The organism is Allochromatium warmingii (assembly GCF_900107145.1).
In the GTDB taxonomy this organism is placed as follows: domain Bacteria; phylum Pseudomonadota; class Gammaproteobacteria; order Chromatiales; family Chromatiaceae; genus Thermochromatium; species Thermochromatium warmingii.
In genome coordinates, this window is record NZ_FNOW01000004.1 from 14,786 (window position 1) to 31,423 (window position 16,638).

Consider the following 16,638-nt stretch of genomic DNA (forward strand, 5'->3'; position numbering starts at 1 on the left):
AGGCGGGTCAGTCCCATCCTTAAAAAATTGCGGACAACCCAAACACACGCGGACACCGTTAGCGGTGCCGCATAACGCTGGTTCATCTGCGCGTGCCCGTTTCAGTCCGACCCAGCGTTGTTGACTGAACGGACTGTGCCGACGCCGTGCTCGCACCCCTTGCGCGTCGAGCGGCGCGGGGCCGTTCCGCCTGCCGAGTCTCCACCTGGGATCTCGGGGGCGCGATGCCCCAACCACGGGTCACGCGCCGTGGTGTGTAGGACAGGAATAACATGAAACGTATGCTCATCAACGCAACTCAGCCGGAAGAGTTGCGCGTAGCCACTGTCGATGGACAGTTGCTCTATAACCTCGATATCGAATCATCCGGACGCGAACAAAAAAAAGCCAATATCTACAAAGGAATTATCACCCGCGTTGAGCCGAGTTTGGAAGCGGCATTTGTCGATTACGGGGCCGAACGGCATGGTTTTTTACCGCTGAAAGAAATCGCCCGCGCTTATTTTGAAGCCGATACGGTTAAATCTGGATCGCGGGTCAGCATCAAAGACTCGGTGCGTGAAGGCCGTGAAGTCGTGGTGCAAATTGATAAAGAAGAGCGCGGCAATAAGGGCGCGGCGCTCACGACCTTTATCTCATTGGCCGGACGTTATTTGGTGCTGATGCCGAATAATCCGCGTGCCGGTGGCGTATCGCGGCGGATTGAAGGTCAGGATCGCACCGAACTGCGCGACGCAATGAGCCAGTTGCAGATTCCTGAAGATATGGGGCTGATTGTCCGCACAGCGGGTGTTGGTAAAAATGTCGAGGAATTACAATGGGATCTCGATTATCTGCTTCAGCTCTGGCAGGCGATTGTGCATTCGGGCGCGAGTCGTAAAGCGCCGTTTCTGATTTATCAAGAAAGCGATGTCATTATTCGCTCAATCCGCGATTATTTGCGTGTGGATATTGGCGAAATTGTCATCGACGACCGCACCGTCTATGAACGCGCCGAGAATTTTATTCGGCAAGTGATGCCGCAGAATTTGAAAAAACTGCGCTTGTATCAAGACGAAGTGCCGCTGTTTACCCGCTATCAAATCGAAACGCAGATTGAATCAGCCTTTCAGCGTGAAGTGCGCTTACCATCGGGCGGTTCGATTGTCATTGACCATACCGAAGCCCTGACTTCGATTGATATTAACTCAGCGCGTGCAACCAAAGGCGCGGATATCGAAGAAACCGCGCTCAATACCAATCTGGAAGCTGCCGACGAAATCGCCCGTCAATTACGGCTGCGCGATTTAGGCGGTTTATTCGTGATTGATTTTATTGATATGGGGCCGCCGAAAAATCAGCGGGCGGTCGAAGATCGCCTGCGCGAGGCGCTCAAGCAGGATCGGGCGCGGGTGCAGGTGGCGCGGATTTCGCGCTTTGGACTGTTGGAGATGTCGCGCCAGCGGCTCCGTCCGTCGCTCGGCGAGTCGAGTCAGCAAATCTGCCCGCGCTGCAAAGGTCAGGGTACGATTCGTGGCGTCGAATCGCTCGCGCTCTCGATTCTGCGTATCCTCGAAGAAGAGGCGATGAAGGACAGCACGCAGCGGCTGCAAGCGCAGTTGCCGGTGAGTGTGGCGACCTTTTTGCTCAACGAAAAGCGCCGCGCCATTCTCGATATTGAGCAGCGTCAAGAGGTCGAAATTCTGCTCATCCCGAATGAGCATTTGCACACGCCGGACTACAAAATCGAACGCATCCGCGCTCAGGAAGCGACGAAGGGCGCGGCTGAGGAACTGCCCAGTTATACGATGAAAACGGTCCCGGAGCCGAGCACGACTGTGCCGCATTATGCCAAGCTCGGGCAGCCGGCACGCAGCGAAGAGCCGGCGGTAAAACTCAGTGCGCCAACTGTGCCCGCGCCGCGTCAGACCGAGCGCCCGCGCCCGACGCCGCCGACGACGGTGAGCCGCAAAGAGAGTGAGCGTACCGAGTCAGAAAGTTTGCTGAAGCGGATTTGGAGCGGGCTGTTTCTCTCGCGCTCCAACGAGCCGGGCAACGCCGCGCCGCTGGCGTCCGATCAGCGCCCCCAGCGCACTGAAACGGATGAACGCGCTGGACGCCAGCACGCACGCGGCGAGTCGGCGACTGCGCCCAAAGCCAGCCCGCAACCGGAAGATACCCAGCGGCAACGTGCGGGACGCGATGAACGGCGGCGTCAGCCTGCGCCGACGCAGCCGGAACGTCGGCCACGCGATGAAGCGAGCGATGAGCTAAACGGCGGTGACGAAAACGGACGCGATGACCGCCGCCGCGCCAATACTGCGAACCCACGCAGTCGTAACGGACGGCGCAACACGCCCAACACCCCTAACACCACTCAGCCGCCGCGTTCAGAGCGCCCAGCCGAGCCGTCAGCCGTTGAGCCGAGCCGCGATCCGGCGACACCGCCGAAGCGTCGGGATGCCGGAGCCGATGAGCCGCGCCTAGCACGGCCCGTGCCCGAGGTACGCCGCGAGCGTGAGCTGACGCCACCGCGTGAAGTGCGTGAGGTCGCGGAACCTGAAGTCACGCACGATCAATTCGATCAACTCGATGATGATGCGACTGAAACCGCGTTGCACCCAGTTGCCGCTGTTGAGCGTCCGCGTTCGTCGCGGCGGCGGCGCGGTGGACGTAATCGTCGCCGTCCGGCTAGTGCGCCGCTGACGGATGCCGAGATGAGCGCGAGTGACGACGGTGAGCGCGAGTCTGCGCCTGAGTCTGAGCAGACAATGCGCACCAGCAGCGAGGCTGCGCCGGTTGCGGTTGCAGTCACGGTAGAAGCGCCCGCTGCCGAACCGCGGCTGCTGTTGTCCCATACCCCGCTTCCTGAAGTGATTCAAGCGGTTATAGCGGAAATTGTGTCTGCGCCGTTAGAATTAGCAGAATCAGCGCCTGCGCCAGATTCGACGCCGACGCCCGCACCAGAACCGGAATCAGCGCCAGAACACACCGCGATGCCGGATCCTGCGCTGGACGTTGTGCCGCAATCTGAGCCAGAAACTGTCCAGCCATCGGAAGCGCCCGAAGTTGCGCCAGAACCAGCAACGCCGCCGCGTGTGACGCCTGAACCGGAAATGTTTGAAGTGGTAGAAGTGATGCAGCGCGTCGAAACCGAGGCCGCGCCGCTTATGGTTGCAACTCCAGAACCCGCGTTACCGCAATCAGAACGCGAACCGCTGGAAACTGCGCCGTCGATTCAGGTGGCCGCTACCGCACCGGAGACCGAGACCGACGCGCCGCGCAGCGTGTCAAGCGAGCCGTCGGCGCTCCGTGATACCGCCGCTGCGCCGGAGATGATTTTCGAGCGCCGCCTAGACACGGATCGTAGCGCCTCGGACGCTTAAATCGGAAAGACGCAACGGCCTGCGCAGTGCCAAACTGGGCAGGCCGTTGCTTCAAAAATGCCGCTGTTTAATATCCACTAATAAACCGCGTGCAGCGGATTCGACTAAATCAAATACCTGCTCAAAACCGCGCTGACCGCCATAATAAGGATCGGGCACTTCACGAATACCTAATTCCGGCGCAAAGTCGAGAAATAATTTCAGCCGATCTTCAAAACCATGTGGGCAGAGTGTTGCCAGACAGGAATAATTGTCACGATCCATCGCCAGCACATATTGAAACTGCTTGAAATCCTCAGCCGCTACCAAGCGAGCACGTAAATCACTGATATCCAGCCCGCGCACCTGCGCCATATCGCGGGCGCGGCGATCCGGTGGCTCACCGATGTGATAGGCGTGAGTGCCCGCTGAATCAATCACAATGCGATGCGTCAGCCCTTCATCTTGAACCAAACGCCGAAACACACCATGCGCGGTCGGTGAGCGACAGATATTCCCCATGCAAACAAAAAGAACGTGTATTTTAGCGGGTGTATTCAAGTTCATTTTGCGGCCTGAAATCTAAGCTTGCAACATGCAATAAACAAAACAGACAGGATTAAGCAAGAGTGACTAGACAGGTTTAATAGTTTGAAAAATCCTGTTCATCTTGAACAATCCTGTTAATCCTGTCTAATATTTTAATGCCTCATATCTCACGCTATCTATTTAGCGCATCTGCTCATGAATTAACCCAAGAATCCGTTGCCCATTTGTACTCGCATCGGGTTTACCATCGGCTTTAAGCACCATGACCCGTGATTCATGCTCATTGCCGCTGACTTTAATCTGATACGGCTTAATACCATCAGCGTCATCGGTATCACGCCAAAAAGCTAACCGTGATAAGAGTCCAGTCTTTTCGCCCTCAGCGGCATCATCATCGGCTTCACCGCGCCGACTTGCATAACGCACATAATAAACGCCCTGCGTTTGATCGCGATCTTCAACAGTAAAATCAGCGCGATCTAAAGCCGTGCCAGTTAACCGCCACGCGGCGCGTAATTCTTGCGGAATGACAATCACCGGCACACCTTGTTCAGCAATTAAACGCGATCTTGACTGAACAGGCTGCTCAGTTGTTGCGTCAGTCGCAGTATCAGGTGTTGCGGGACGTGCCGCTTTTTTGGGATCGGCCCCTAAATACACCATCAGCCGCCGCAACATTTCGGCTTCTTTTTCGCTATCCGAAGCACTCGGCTCCCAAATAGTGCGCTGGGTGCCACTGAGCGTATCTGTGACCACGCGCTCGGCCATACTCCGATGCGTCAAACGAATATCTGTGGTGCCGCTTTTTAGCCCTTCTTCAATCCGGACATTATATTGATCGCGGTTAGAAGTCGAATACATCCCCTCGGCGATTTTACTGACCATCCGAGTCACAAAATCTTTGCGAATTTCCGCGCGATTATCGAGCCAGTCGGTGCGCATCACACCTAAAGTCGGATTTTGTTCCGTGAGCAAAATGCCTTGTTCACGCCAAAATGCAATCAAGCGCGGCCAAACAAGTTGCGGTGTCGCTTGGACTTCAAGCCAGCGTTCAGCACCACGTCGTTTGAGTTCAACATTTTGCACCGTCGGTAAGACGGTAGCTTGACCGGAGGCTGCAACCTGCTGACGATTTTCACGATTGCCAGCATATTCCGAAAAGGTTGTCGGCTGCGCGACGCCGCCCGGAATATCGAGTGCATCATCAAAATTGCCTGCGGTTAAATCCGGTGGAATTTCCAGATTTTCCGTTGCTTCGCGCTGTTTTTTATAAACTAAACGCTGATCGGGTAATGACTCTTGGAGGTCGCTGGAACTACAGCCCGCTAATATCAGGAGCGGCACGCAATAAATACACGCTAGAATGCGCTTGACATGAAGTCTCACGATCAAAAGCCTCTCAAGCTGAAATACGGACAAAAAAACTCACAGCAATCCGGCTTGAATCATTGCTTGCCGAACGGGAGCGGTGCAATCTTCGGTGAGCCAAGTCAGCGGCAAACGAATTCCGCGTGAACACAAGCCCATTTCGGCCAGCGCCCATTTAACCGGAATTGGGTTGGATTGAATAAACAGATCGCGATGCAGCGCGGCAAGTTGCGCATCAAGTGCGGTGGCGCGATCACGGTCACCAGCTAGGGCGGCGTCGCATAAAGCTTGCATCAGACGCGGCGCGACATTGGCGGTGACCGAGATCACGCCATCGCCGCCGCGCAGCAGAAATTCACACGCTGTTGCGTCATCGCCGCTGTAGAGCGCGAACGCCGGGCCGCAATCGGCGCGTAAACGAGCGACTCGCGTGAGATCGCCGGTTGCTTCTTTAATGCCGATGATCGGGTCAAGTTCGGCGAGACGCGCCACGGTGTCGGGGTGCATGTCGCAGGCGGTACGGCCCGGAACGTTGTAAAGAATTTGAGGAATATCAACAGCTTCTGCAATCGCACGATGATGCAGATACAGCCCCTGTTGCGTGGGCTTGTTGTAATAGGGGGTTACCAATAGCGCGGCATCGGCGCCGGCTTCGCGGGCACAGTGCGTGAGTCGAATCGCCTCGCGGGTGCAGTTTGCGCCCGTGCCGGCGATGACTGGCACGCGCCCAGCGGCCAGCTCAACAGTGCGCCGGATCAGGGCGCAATGTTCGTGTTCATCTAGGGTCGCGGATTCGCCGGTGGTGCCGACGGCGACGAGAGCTGATGTGCCCTGCGCGACATGGAAATCGACGAGTCGTTGCAGGCTCGCGTCATCAATCTCCCCATCGCTGTGCATGGGCGTGACGAGTGCAACGATGCTGCCGCGAAACATGCTCCAACCCCACTCAAGCCAGTGCTTAAAACGAAAGCGACCTAAAACGACATAGTAGCTTGCGCGGCTTGTCGGTTACAACCGTGGGGCGGAGCCGTGTCGGACGCTTTGAGAGTAACTCGTTAATGCGAGCACGCTGTATCACATCTAAACTGTTATTTAGAGCATAAAACACACGCCACCCCCTGCTGTACACGAGGCCAGCCTTATGAGCGCCGCTCATTTCAGCCGCATCGAACGGCTCAAACAGCTTGAAGCCTGCTTGCCGGTCGAAGGTCGCCCCGAACGCTGCCCAGATGTCGGGCGCTTACTCGACCGTCTCGGCGACCTCTATGGCAGCGCGAGCGAAGCGGCGACACGACGTGCCTTACAGCGCGATTTACAGGAGTTAGTCCAAACTGGACGCATCACTATCGTCAATCCCAACGGCAAACCGCTACGCTATCGCCGTCTGATCGACGATCCCGATGACGATCCGGCGGTCTGGAATTGGATGTGGCAACAGGTGCTTGATCAAGCTGGCGCAACCCTGCCGCGCCGCCAACTCGACCGCGTCTGGCAGCATCTGCTCACCTCAGCCGACGGGCCGCGCCTCGATGAATCGCGTTTGCGCATTCTGCCCGATACGCTGCGTCTGCAACCGGTGGAACTGTATGCCGGTGTGTTACGGGCGGTGATTCAAGCATTGATTCAGCGCCGTGCGCTGCGGGTGCGCTATCGCAAGCCGTCAGGTGAGCGCTGCACTTCTGATCTGCATCCGCAAGCACTCATACAACGCGGCCCGATTCCGTATCTCTTTGCACTGAAAAATGCTGAGACCGCGCCGGTGCGTCTTTACGCGCTGCATCGCATGACACATGCGGAACTCTTGCCCGAAACGCCAGCACGTCCGGCTGAGGGATTTGATCTGGATACGGCAATTGCGGATGGTCGGGCGGATTTTGGTAGCGGTGAAACGATCAACTTAGAACTCCGGGTGCGCGGCTATCTGGCCGATGTGTTGCGCGTTTGTCCGTTGGCAGCGGAGCAACGGCTAGAAGACGAACCGCACGATTCTGCATTTCAATTACACATTTGGGCGCAGGTGCCATCAACAGGGCAATTGCTGCGCTGGCTATTGGGCGCGGGCGCGAATCTGGAAGTGCTCGCTCCGCCTGATTTGCGGCGGACTATCGCCGCTCAGACCTACAAAACAGCAGCACTCTACGCCGGCACCTCCGCCTGTGCGATTTGATGGTGATTCCGTGACATCAACGCAATATTCAATCACTGCTCCCACCCCACTCGCCGAGCGCCTGACGCAGGGCTGTGCCGCACTCGGTCTGACCCCGACTGCCGCGCAACAGGCACAACTGCTTGCCTTCCTCGATCTACTCGTGCGCTGGAATCACGCCTATAACCTCACAGCGGTGCGCGATCCGCTGGAGATGATCGCCAAGCATCTGCTCGACAGTCTCGCGATTGCGCCCTATCTGTTCGGCGACACCGTGCTCGATTTGGGCACCGGCGCGGGATTGCCCGGGCTACCGTTAGCGATCCTCGCCCCTGAGCGACGCTTCTGGTTACTCGACAGTAATAATAAAAAGGTACGCTTTGTGCGTCAGGCCGTGCTTGAACTGGGATTACAGCAGGTCGAGCCGGTGCAAGCGCGGATCGAAGCGTACCGACCCGAGCAAAAATTCAGTACCATAGTGAGCCGTGCGGTTGCGCCGGAAGCACTTGTGCCTGTTTTGAGCGCCAATGTGTGCGCCCAGCCGGGGCGATTGCTGTTGATGAAAGGCCGTGCTGAGGCCGTGATCACGACCGATCCCGCATGGGCGGCGCTGGAGCCGCGCCTCCATCAGCTCCAAATCCCGTTTCTCGATGCACCGCGCCATCTGCTTGAATTACACTGCCCGACAAGCGATGCCGATGAATCTGCATCTAGGCGTTGACCCTGTATTCACGAATACTTATAATTGCGGGCTTGTGAGTGTCGAGCCACGCTCAATTCACATCGATCTCATGCAACAGCCGAACGCCCGTCAAGCCCGACAAATCCTGAAATTCCAGTTGATTTTCGGCTTGATTCTGACCCTGATTGCCCTGCCGTTCGGCAGTCCAGTTGCGATTTCAGTCCTGCTCGGGGCCGGAACTTGTTGGCTGGCTAACGCCTTACTGGTGGCTTGGGTTTTTCGCACCTATCGCGCCCAAGCACTAGAGAGGCTGGTTTTGCGTTTTTACAGTGCTGAGGTGGCGAAGATCGCAGTGATCCTCGTGCTCTTCGGGGCTGCATTTGCGCTCTATGACGACTTAAACATTTTGGCATTGCTTGGCGCTTATTTTTTAGTCCAAGTCATTCCAACCCTGATTGCCGCTCAAACGGGCAGCCAAACCCAGTAGCGAGAGATGATTGATGGCTTCTTCTGAAACCCTAACCTCCCAAGAATACATCCAGCACCATCTCACCAACCTGACGCTCGGTTGGCATCCTGAGCATGGTCTGAGCTTTGCACACACCAGCTCAGACGCCGCCGCGATGGGGTTTTGGGCCATCAACGTCGATACGATGTTTTTCTCGATCCTGCTTGGATCACTGTTTCTGTGGTTTTTCAAAGGCGTCGCCGAGCGCGTGAGCGCCGGTGTGCCCGGGACAGCGCAGAACTTCGTTGAGTGGATCGTCGATTTCGTCGAAGAGAATGTGCGCGGTTCGTTCAGTCACAAGAATGCTATGGTCGCGCCGCTGGCGCTGACGATCTTCGCTTGGGTGTTCTTAATGAACCTGATGGACTTGGTGCCGGTTGATCTGATTCCGCACCTGTTCGGGCAGTTGTTCGCCGTTTTCGGCGCCGATCCGCATCATGTTTATCTAAAAGTTGTGCCGACCACGGATCCAAACGCGACCTTTGGTATGGCGCTGACGGTGTTCCTGCTGGTGCTCTATTACAGCATCAAGATGAAGGGCATCGGCGGCTTCCTCGGCGAGCTGACGTTGCAACCCTTCGGCAAGTGGGGAATGCCCGCGAACCTGATTTTGGAAGGCATCAGCCTGATTTCTAAGCCGATTTCGCTCGCACTGCGACTCTTCGGCAACATGTACGCCGGTGAGATGATCTTCATTCTGATTGCGCTGCTTTATGGCGGTGGCATGGTGCTGGCTGGAACCGCTGGGGTGCTGCAATTTGTCTGGGCGGTGTTCCATATCCTGATTATCACGCTGCAAGCGTTCATCTTCATGGTGCTGACTATCGTCTATCTCGACATGGCGCATCAGGAACATCACTGATCGTCCGCACGGGTGGTGCGTCACAGGTGGCGCACCGCTCGGCCTGTTTTCTCAACCAATAGTTCGTCTTTTTCTACTCAAACCCCTGGGGGATCTCATGGAACTCGAAGTCGCACAAGCATTCGCACTGGCCATCAAGTTCATCGGTGCGGGCCTCATGCTCGGTCTGGGCGCAGTTGGCGCTGGCGTGGGCATCGGTGTCCTGGGCGGTCGCTTTCTGGAAGGCGCTGCCCGTCAGCCGGAACTGATCCCGATGCTGCGCACCCAGTTCTTCATTGTTATGGGTCTGGTAGACGCGCTGCCGGTCATCGCGATTGCTATGGGTCTGTACCTGATGTTCGCTGCCTAAACATGCATCCGGCTCCGGCCGGGTCACGGACACTCGCCTGTCATCCTGACTAGGTCTGAGGCAAAGGCACGAGGCACCGATCTATGAATATCAATCTGACCCTGTTTGCCCAGATGATCACCTTTGCGGTGTTCGTCGGGTTCTGCATGAAGTACATCTGGCCGCCAATCGTGAGCGCATTGGCGGAGCGTAAGGCTAAGATCGCCGAGGGTCTCGCCGCCGCTGAGCGTGGACACCAGGAAAAGGCGCTTGGCGAGCAACGCGCTCTGGAGCTGATGAAAGAAGCCAAGACCAACGCAGCTGAGATCGTCGGTCAAGCCCAAAAGCGTGCCACTGACATCGTTGAAGAGGCGAAGTCCGATGCACGGTCTGAAGGCGAACGGCTTTTAGCAGCAGCGCAGGCGGAGATCGAGCGCGAGACTAATCGCGCCCGCGAAGAGCTACGCGAAAAAGTCGCGCTGCTGGCCATCGCGGCGGCTGAAAAGATCCTCCAGAAAGAAATCGATGTCGCCGTTCATCGTGCGATTGTCGATGATTTCGCCAAGCAGCTCTAAGGGAACACCATGGCCGGAGAACTCACCACCATCGCGCGCCCGTATGCTGAGGCCGCCTTTGCGCACGCCAAGGAAACTGGGCAGCTCGACGCCTGGGCTGAGGCGCTGACCCTGTTGGCGACCGTGACCGCAGATCCGCAGATGGCCGCGCAGATCGGCAATCCGACCGTGCCGCATGAACGCATCCGCGACCTGCTGCTCGAAATCTGTGGCGAGACGCTGGGGGCGGGGCCGGCCAATCTGGTGCGTCTGCTCGCCGATAATGCACGGCTCGTGGCGATTCCAGAGATCGCCCGTCTCTTTGAAGAGCGCCGCGTTGCCGATCAAGGCGTGCGTCACGTCGTGGTACGCAGTGCCTTTGAGGTTGCGAACGATCAACGCTCGGCGCTGGCCGATGCGCTCGCAAAGCGTCTGGGCGCTCAGGTCGATCTAACGTTTGAGATCGACACCGCCCTGCTTGGCGGGATCGAGATCCGCAGCGGCGACCTCGTTATCGACCACTCCGTGCGCGGCAAGATCACGCAACTGGCCCACGCTTTGCAATTCTGAACTGGACACCGCCATGCAACTGAATCCATCCGAGATCAGCGATCTCATTAAACAGAAGATCGAGAAATTCGAGCTTCAGACCGAGGCCCGCACCGAAGGTACCGTCGTTAGTGTGACTGACGGCATCGTGCGCATTCACGGCCTGTCTGACGCGCAATATTATGAGATGCTCGAATTTCCGGGAAATACCTACGGATTGGCGCTGAACCTGGAGCGTGACTCGGTGGGCGCGGTCGTGCTGGGCGACTACACCCATTTGTCCGAGGGCGATTGGGTGCGTTGTACCGGGCGCGTCCTAGAAGTGCCAGTCGGTGCGGGTCTGCTTGGGCGCGTCGTCGATGCGCTGGGCAATCCGATTGACGGCAAAGGGCCAATCGACGCCGAAGGCACCTCGCCGATTGAGAAGGTCGCGCCGGGCGTGATCGAGCGTAAATCCGTTGACCAACCGTTGCAGACTGGTCTGAAGGCCATCGACGCGATGGTGCCAGTCGGTCGCGGTCAGCGTGAGCTGATTATCGGCGACCGTCAGACCGGTAAGACCGCTGTCGCCATCGACGCTATCATCAATCAGAAAGGCACCGGCGTTAAGTGTATCTACGTCGCTGTTGGTCAGAAGAACTCCTCGATTGCTGCCATCGTGCGCAAGCTCGAAGAGCATGGCGCGATGGCTCACACCATCATTGTCGCGGCACCGGCTGCGGATTCCGCTGCGATGCAGTTCCTCGCGCCCTATGCTGGCTGCACGATGGGCGAGTATTTCCGCGATAAGGGCGAAGATGCGCTGATCGTTTATGACGACCTGACTAAGCAGGCTTGGGCCTATCGTCAAGTGTCGCTGCTGCTGCGCCGTCCGCCGGGCCGCGAAGCCTATCCCGGTGACGTGTTCTATCTGCACTCGCGGCTGCTGGAACGTGCCGCCCGCGTCAACGCCGATTATGTCGAAAAGATGACTGGCGGCAAGGTGAAGGGTCAAACCGGCTCGCTGACCGCACTGCCGATCATCGAGACTCAGGCCGGTGACGTGTCCGCCTTCGTGCCGACCAACGTGATTTCGATCACCGACGGTCAGATCTTCCTCGAAACCGACCTCTTCAACGCGGGTATCCGTCCGGCCATCAACGCCGGTCTGTCGGTGTCGCGTGTCGGTGGTGCGGCCCAGACCAAGATCATCAAGAAGCTCGGCGGCGGTATCCGTCTGGCACTGGCTCAGTACCGCGAGCTGGCCGCCTTCTCGCAGTTCGCCTCCGACCTGGACGAAGCGACCCGCAAGCAGCTCCAGCGTGGCGAGCGCGTCACTGAACTGATGAAGCAGTTCCAGTACTCGCCGTTGAGCGTCGGGCAGATGGCGATTTCGCTGTTTGCGGCCAACGAAGGCTATCTCGATGATGTCGATGTCAAAAAAGTCGTCGATTTCGAGCGGGCGCTGCAAAGCTATGTGAAGTCAGCGCGTGCTGAATTGCTGGCCAAGATCGATTCGACCGGCGATTTTAACGACGAGATCGCTCAGGCCATGCACGCCGCGATCAAGGACTTCAAGGCCAACAACACTTGGTAAGTAGCCGCCAGCGACCAGCCACCTGCCTCCAGCCGGAGGCCGGTCGGCTGGCGTGGTGCGTTTTGACAAGTATCGAACCTCCTCGACCCACCAGCCGACTGGCTGGCGGCTGGAAGCTGGAGGCTGGGAGCTAACGAATGGCAGGCGCCAAAGAAATCCGCACCAAGATCGCGAGCATCAAGAGCACGCAGAAGATCACCAAGGCCATGCAGATGGTCGCGGCCTCCAAGATGCGCAAGGCCCAAGACCGCATGGCCGCCTCCCGTCCCTACGCGGAGAAGATGCTCCAGGTCATCAGTCATCTGGCCAACGCCACGCCCGAGTATCGGCACTCGTTCATGGCCATCGAGCGTCCGCGTAAGCGCGTCGGTTATATCGTCGTTTCGTCTGATCGTGGACTATGCGGCGGTCTCAACAGTAACCTGTTCCGTCGGCTGATCGCCGAGATCAAAGAGCAGCGCACCGCCGGCATCGAGCCGGTGTTCTGCACGATTGGTACCAAGGCGCTGGGCTTTTTTAAACGCTTCGGTGGTGAGGTCAAGGCGCAGGCGACCCATCTGGGCGACAAGCCGCATGTTGAAGATCTGGTCGGCACGGTCAAGGTCATGCTCGATGCGTTCGAGGCTGGCGAGATCGACGCGATCTATGTCGTCGGCAATGAATTTGTCAACACCATGACTCAGCGTCCGGTGATCCGCCAACTGGTGCCATTGGTTCCAGGTGAGCGCGAGGCCATGCCCGATCACTGGGATTACATCTACGAGCCAGACGCAAAGTCGGTCTTGGATGCCCTGTTGACGCGCTACATCGAATCGCTGGTTTATCAAGCCGTGGTCGAAAACAGCGCCTGCGAGCAGGCCGCCCGCATGGTGGCGATGAAGGCCGCCTCGGACAATGCCGGTAACCTGATCGGTGAGTTGCAGCTCGTTTACAACAAGGCGCGTCAGGCCGCGATCACCCAAGAGATCTCCGAGATCGTCAGCGGTGCCGCCGCCGTCTAAGCGACCGGCTGGCCGCACGCTCGATCCGTGATCGCTGTGGGGCGGGGCACGGGATCCAAACAGAATCGCTTAAGTGGCTGTGAGGCCAAAGAGGATAAAGACTATGAGTTCCGGTAACGTGGTGGAAATCATCGGCGCGGTTGTGGACGTGCAGTTCCCACGCGGCGCGATGCCCAAGGTGTATGACGCGCTCAAGATCGAGTCAACGGGTCTGACGCTGGAAGTGCAGCAGCAGCTCGGCGACGGTGTGGTGCGCACCATTGCGATGGGTTCGACCGACGGTCTGCAACGCGGTGTCGATGTGACTGCTACGGGCGCACCGATTCAGGTGCCAGTCGGTCAGGCGACCCTCGGCCGCATTATGGACGTGCTGGGCAATCCTATCGACGAGCAAGGCGAAGTCAAGAGCGAAGCGCACTGGTCGATTCATCGCGCTGCGCCCAAGCTCGAAGATCAAGCGGCTTCGACCGAAATTCTCGAAACCGGCATCAAGGTCATAGACCTGATTATGCCGATCTCCAAGGGCGGTAAGGTCGGTCTGTTCGGTGGCGCGGGGGTTGGTAAGACCGTGACCCTGATGGAGCTGATCCGTAATATCGCCGTCGAGCATTCAGGCTTTTCGGTGTTCGCGGGCGTCGGCGAGCGGACACGCGAAGGTAACGACTTCTATCATGAAATGAAAGATGGCGGCGTGCTCGACAAGGTGGCGCTGGTGTATGGCCAGATGAATGAGCCACCCGGCAACCGTCTGCGCGTCGCGCTCACCGGTCTGACGATGGCCGAGTACTTCCGCGACGAAGGCCGTGACGTGCTGATGTTCATCGACAACATCTACCGTTACACCCTCGCTGGTACTGAGGTGTCGGCGTTGCTCGGTCGGATGCCGTCCGCTGTAGGTTATCAGCCGACGCTGGCTTCTGAGATGGGTGCGCTGCAAGAGCGTATCACCTCGACTCGCACTGGTTCGATCACCTCGTTCCAAGCCGTTTACGTACCTGCCGACGACTTGACTGACCCGTCACCGGCGACGACCTTTGCGCACTTAGACGCGACCCTAGTACTGTCGCGTCAGATCGCCGAGCTGGGTATCTATCCGGCGGTAGATCCGCTCGATTCGACCAGTCGTATCCTTGATCCCAATGTCGTCGGCGTTGAGCATTACGAAACTGCACGCGCCGTGCAGGGGACGCTCCAGCGTTACAAGGAACTCAAGGACATCATCGCTATTCTCGGCATGGACGAGCTGTCGGAAGAAGACAAGCTCACCGTCAACCGTGCACGTAAGATTCAGCGTTTCCTGTCACAGCCGTTCTTTGTTGCTGAAGTCTTCACCGGCGCACCCGGTAAGTTCGTGTCGGTCAAAGACACCATCAAGGACTTCAAGGCTATTGTCAGCGGCGAGTACGATCATCTGCCCGAGCAGGCGTTCTACATGGTCGGCGGCATCGAAGAAGCAGTCGAGAAAGCCAAGAAGATGGCCAACTAAGGGGGGCTTTCCCAATGGCTATGACAGTCCATGTTGATATCGTCAGCGCCGAGGGGGCGATCCACTCGGGTCAGGCAGCGATGGTCTATGCCACCGCTGAGATGGGTGAAGTCGGTATCGCGCCACGACACACGGCATTTATTAGCCGTCTGCGCCCGGGTGATGTGCGGGTCGAGAACGAGCAGGGCGAGCAGGAGCATTTTTATGTTTCTGGTGGAATGCTCGAAGTCCAGCCGCATAAAGTAACGGTGCTGGCCGATACGGCGATCCGCGCCCGTGACCTCGACGAAGCTGCCGCATTGGAAGCCAAGCGCCGCGCTGAAGATACGCTCTCCGGTCAGAAAGCTGAGTTCGAGTACGCCAAAGCGCAGGCTGAACTGGCCGAAGCTGTGGCGCAACTGCGGGCGATTGAGAAACTGCGGCGATTGAAAGGCCGATAGCTCAACGCACTTTTCATCCGCAGTTTTGCTGGTCGTATAAATGCGCCTCCATCCGCAAGGATGGAGGCGTTTTAGTATCACGGTTTTTTAGATTTTTATATCAAGTATTTTGAGGAAACTATAATGGCAAAACTATTATCCCATTATGTAACAAGTCGTGACAATAACTTTAATTTGATTCGTTTTTTAGCTGCAACGCTTGTGTTGTATAGCCATAGTTTTGCTTTAGCAAAAACAATGTATCCTGAACCATTAGCGCATTTAGTCAACATTACATTAGGCAATGTTGCTGTTGATATCTTTTTTGTGACGAGTGGTTTTTTGATTGCGAAGAGTTTTTTTGAAAGACAAAATTTGCTTGCTTTTATTTGGGCTAGAATTTTAAGAATTTATCCAGCACTGATTGTTGCGGTTTTATTTTGCACGCTGATAGTTGGTGCCATTTTTACAAGTTACAATCTGATTGCATATTTTTCTGATTCACAAACATATGAATATATTGCAAAAAATAGCTCTTTGATTTCAGGCGTGGTTTTTGTTTTGCCAGGTGTTTTTGTTGATAATCATTACAAAGATGCCGTGAATGGCTCACTATGGACATTACCATATGAAATAAAAATGTATGCCTTGCTAGTTTTAATGGGTTTGATATTTTTTCAAATTCAGCGATTTTTTAAAAAATCGTTACTTAAGCCATTATTTCTGTTTGCTACACTTTCGGCAATTTTCTGGAACTTATTTAATTATTTCCAGAACGATATAAGCTTTTCGATTCGGTTTTTTGCGAGTTTCTTTAGTGGGGTGAGTTTTTATCTTTATAGAGATCAGATTATTTTATCTTTTAGACTATTTCTTGCTTTAAGTATAATAGTTTTTTTATCGGCTGTTCACGTAAAAATTTTTTTCTTTGTTTATAGTTTTTGCTTGCCTTATCTGCTGCTGTATCTTGCTTACGTACCATCAGGCCCGATTCGGTCTTTTAATAAAATCGGCGATTATTCGTATGGAATTTATATTTATGCATTTCCAGTTCAACAATCCATCGCTGCTATGATTCCGCATGTTACGGTTTCTGGTATGGTGATCCTGTCATTCGTCATTACTTTTGCGTTAGCATTTTTATCTTGGCATAAAATCGAAAAGAAATGCTTAAAAATGAAAGGGTTGCCTGTTTTGTTTGAGGAAAAAGCACTGCATTTACGTTCAATAATTGCAACAATTTTTACGAAAAATTAAAAACCGCAT

16 protein-coding genes are annotated in these 16,638 nt (G+C 56.1%); 13 read left to right on the forward strand and 3 right to left on the reverse strand.

The window, feature by feature from the left end; genetic code table 11:
- Positions 1 to 272 precede the first annotated feature (272 nt).
- Entirely contained in the window at positions 273 to 3,365 is a 3,093-nt protein-coding gene (gene rne / locus BLW10_RS01930; protein WP_091331936.1) for a ribonuclease E, read from the forward strand.
- A 51-nt stretch (positions 3,366 to 3,416) separates the two neighbouring features.
- Here the strand turns inward: rne and BLW10_RS01935 are convergent, their stop codons facing one another.
- From BLW10_RS01935 to dapA, 3 genes are all read right to left on the reverse strand, one after another.
- Positions 3,417 to 3,911 (reverse strand): low molecular weight protein-tyrosine-phosphatase, encoded by a 495-nt coding sequence (locus BLW10_RS01935; protein ID WP_281241122.1) that lies wholly within the window; start codon positions 3,909 to 3,911, stop codon positions 3,417 to 3,419.
- 162 nt (positions 3,912 to 4,073) lie between these two features.
- Positions 4,074 to 5,279 (reverse strand): outer membrane protein assembly factor BamC, encoded by a 1,206-nt coding sequence (gene bamC, locus BLW10_RS01940; RefSeq protein ID WP_091331940.1) that lies wholly within the window; start codon positions 5,277 to 5,279, stop codon positions 4,074 to 4,076.
- Positions 5,280 to 5,318: 39 nt separating this feature from the next.
- Complete coding sequence (gene dapA / locus BLW10_RS01945) at positions 5,319 to 6,194, reverse strand: 4-hydroxy-tetrahydrodipicolinate synthase (RefSeq protein ID WP_091331942.1); 876 nt, start codon at positions 6,192 to 6,194, stop codon at positions 5,319 to 5,321.
- A 208-nt stretch (positions 6,195 to 6,402) separates the two neighbouring features.
- On the opposite strand from dapA, the gene BLW10_RS01950 reads away from it, so the two are divergent.
- The 12 genes from BLW10_RS01950 (at position 6,403) to BLW10_RS02005 (ending at position 16,629) form a co-directional block, all read left to right on the forward strand.
- Positions 6,403 to 7,428, forward strand: a complete 1,026-nt coding sequence (locus tag BLW10_RS01950; RefSeq protein WP_091331943.1) for a helix-turn-helix transcriptional regulator — start codon at positions 6,403 to 6,405, stop codon at positions 7,426 to 7,428.
- Positions 7,429 to 7,438: 10 nt separating this feature from the next.
- Positions 7,439 to 8,128, forward strand: a complete 690-nt coding sequence (rsmG, locus tag BLW10_RS01955; RefSeq protein ID WP_245709055.1) for a 16S rRNA (guanine(527)-N(7))-methyltransferase RsmG — start codon at positions 7,439 to 7,441, stop codon at positions 8,126 to 8,128.
- Between the two features lie 70 nt (positions 8,129 to 8,198).
- The gene (locus BLW10_RS01960; RefSeq protein ID WP_091332054.1) at positions 8,199 to 8,576 is read left to right on the forward strand and encodes an ATP synthase subunit I; all 378 of its coding nucleotides are present in this window, start codon (positions 8,199 to 8,201) and stop codon (positions 8,574 to 8,576) included.
- Between the two features lie 13 nt (positions 8,577 to 8,589).
- Entirely contained in the window at positions 8,590 to 9,459 is an 870-nt protein-coding gene (gene atpB / locus BLW10_RS01965) for a F0F1 ATP synthase subunit A (protein ID WP_091331945.1), read from the forward strand.
- Positions 9,460 to 9,556: 97 nt separating this feature from the next.
- Positions 9,557 to 9,808 (forward strand): F0F1 ATP synthase subunit C, encoded by a 252-nt coding sequence (atpE, locus tag BLW10_RS01970; protein WP_091331946.1) that lies wholly within the window; start codon positions 9,557 to 9,559, stop codon positions 9,806 to 9,808.
- Positions 9,809 to 9,891: 83 nt separating this feature from the next.
- Entirely contained in the window at positions 9,892 to 10,362 is a 471-nt protein-coding gene (locus BLW10_RS01975) for a F0F1 ATP synthase subunit B (RefSeq protein ID WP_091331949.1), read from the forward strand.
- Between the two features lie 9 nt (positions 10,363 to 10,371).
- Complete coding sequence (locus tag BLW10_RS01980; protein WP_091331951.1) at positions 10,372 to 10,911, forward strand: F0F1 ATP synthase subunit delta; 540 nt, start codon at positions 10,372 to 10,374, stop codon at positions 10,909 to 10,911.
- Positions 10,912 to 10,924: 13 nt separating this feature from the next.
- Positions 10,925 to 12,466 carry a F0F1 ATP synthase subunit alpha gene (atpA, locus tag BLW10_RS01985; protein WP_091331953.1) on the forward strand — a complete coding sequence of 514 codons (1,542 nt, stop codon included), beginning with the start codon at positions 10,925 to 10,927 and terminating at the stop codon, positions 12,464 to 12,466.
- 137 nt (positions 12,467 to 12,603) lie between these two features.
- Positions 12,604 to 13,467 (forward strand): F0F1 ATP synthase subunit gamma, encoded by an 864-nt coding sequence (gene atpG, locus BLW10_RS01990; protein WP_091331954.1) that lies wholly within the window; start codon positions 12,604 to 12,606, stop codon positions 13,465 to 13,467.
- 103 nt (positions 13,468 to 13,570) lie between these two features.
- Positions 13,571 to 14,953, forward strand: coding sequence for a F0F1 ATP synthase subunit beta (gene atpD, locus BLW10_RS01995; RefSeq protein ID WP_091331956.1), 1,383 nt, complete (start codon positions 13,571 to 13,573; stop codon positions 14,951 to 14,953).
- A gap of 14 nt (positions 14,954 to 14,967) precedes the next feature.
- Entirely contained in the window at positions 14,968 to 15,393 is a 426-nt protein-coding gene (locus BLW10_RS02000; protein ID WP_091331958.1) for a F0F1 ATP synthase subunit epsilon, read from the forward strand.
- A 123-nt stretch (positions 15,394 to 15,516) separates the two neighbouring features.
- Positions 15,517 to 16,629 (forward strand): acyltransferase family protein, encoded by a 1,113-nt coding sequence (locus BLW10_RS02005; protein ID WP_091331960.1) that lies wholly within the window; start codon positions 15,517 to 15,519, stop codon positions 16,627 to 16,629.
- The last annotated feature ends 9 nt before the right edge of the window (positions 16,630 to 16,638 follow it).

Excerpts from the sequence above, each read along its gene's own strand:
- rne (WP_091331936.1), top strand. The coding sequence starts at position 273 with ATGAAACGTATGCTCATCAACGCAACTCAGCCGGAAGAGTTGCGCGTA.
- BLW10_RS01935 (WP_281241122.1), bottom strand. The coding sequence starts at position 3,911 with ATGAACTTGAATACACCCGCTAAAATACACGTTCTTTTTGTTTGCATG.
- dapA (WP_091331942.1), bottom strand. The coding sequence starts at position 6,194 with ATGTTTCGCGGCAGCATCGTTGCACTCGTCACGCCCATGCACAGCGAT.
- BLW10_RS01950 (WP_091331943.1), top strand. The coding sequence starts at position 6,403 with ATGAGCGCCGCTCATTTCAGCCGCATCGAACGGCTCAAACAGCTTGAA.
- BLW10_RS01960 (WP_091332054.1), top strand. The coding sequence starts at position 8,199 with ATGCAACAGCCGAACGCCCGTCAAGCCCGACAAATCCTGAAATTCCAG.
- atpB (WP_091331945.1), top strand. The coding sequence starts at position 8,590 with ATGGCTTCTTCTGAAACCCTAACCTCCCAAGAATACATCCAGCACCAT.
- atpE (WP_091331946.1), top strand. The coding sequence starts at position 9,557 with ATGGAACTCGAAGTCGCACAAGCATTCGCACTGGCCATCAAGTTCATC.
- BLW10_RS01975 (WP_091331949.1), top strand. The coding sequence starts at position 9,892 with ATGAATATCAATCTGACCCTGTTTGCCCAGATGATCACCTTTGCGGTG.
- BLW10_RS01980 (WP_091331951.1), top strand. The coding sequence starts at position 10,372 with ATGGCCGGAGAACTCACCACCATCGCGCGCCCGTATGCTGAGGCCGCC.
- atpA (WP_091331953.1), top strand. The coding sequence starts at position 10,925 with ATGCAACTGAATCCATCCGAGATCAGCGATCTCATTAAACAGAAGATC.
- atpG (WP_091331954.1), top strand. The coding sequence starts at position 12,604 with ATGGCAGGCGCCAAAGAAATCCGCACCAAGATCGCGAGCATCAAGAGC.
- atpD (WP_091331956.1), top strand. The coding sequence starts at position 13,571 with ATGAGTTCCGGTAACGTGGTGGAAATCATCGGCGCGGTTGTGGACGTG.
- BLW10_RS02000 (WP_091331958.1), top strand. The coding sequence starts at position 14,968 with ATGGCTATGACAGTCCATGTTGATATCGTCAGCGCCGAGGGGGCGATC.
- BLW10_RS02005 (WP_091331960.1), top strand. The coding sequence starts at position 15,517 with ATGGCAAAACTATTATCCCATTATGTAACAAGTCGTGACAATAACTTT.